The organism is Novosphingobium naphthalenivorans NBRC 102051 (assembly GCF_001590985.1).
Lineage (GTDB): Bacteria > Pseudomonadota > Alphaproteobacteria > Sphingomonadales > Sphingomonadaceae > Novosphingobium > Novosphingobium naphthalenivorans.
In genome coordinates this window covers 1-513 of the sequence record NZ_BCTX01000231.1, presented here as the reverse complement: position 1 = coordinate 513, position 513 = coordinate 1, and the positions used below count along the sequence as shown (strand labels likewise).

The following is a 513-nucleotide window of genomic DNA, read 5'->3' as shown; positions in this document are numbered from 1 at the left end:
TCGAGCCGATCACGCTCATCGCCAGATTGCCGCATAGGGAAGGATCGCGGAACATCTCCGGCCGCAGCAACGGATTGGCAGCGCGCCGCTCGACCAGCACGAACACCGCCGCGCCCGCAACCGCAAGCGCCAGCGCGACCAGATTGCCGGCGGCGAAGCGGCCGCTTTCGGGCGTGGCTGCGTAGCAATAGGCACACAGCGCCCCGACGAGCAGGAAGGTGCCGGTCCAGTCCGGCCGCCACGGCCCCGCCGTGGCATGGCGGGTTCGCGGCACCGTTCGGTGGACCATCCAGGCAATCGCGATGCAGATCGGCACGTTGACGAAAAACAACGCGCGCCAGCCGAAGCCCGCGATCAGGAACCCGCCCAGCGAGGGACCCGCCGCTGTCCCCAAGCCCGACATCGCGGCCAGCAGGCCAAGCACGCTGCCGAGCCGCCGAGTCGGCACGATGTCGCAGACCAGCGCAGTGGCCAGCACCAACATGATCGCGCCTCCCACGCCCTGCAGCCCCC

Annotated in this window: 1 protein-coding gene; it reads right to left on the bottom strand. The window is 70.0% G+C overall.

Features of this window, described 5'->3' with window-relative positions:
• Nucleotides 1-484, bottom strand: a 484-nt coding sequence (locus tag NN5_RS24875; RefSeq protein WP_245656692.1) for an MFS transporter, incomplete at its 3' end; no start/stop codon positions are given.
• Nucleotides 485-513: the final 29 nt, after the last annotated feature.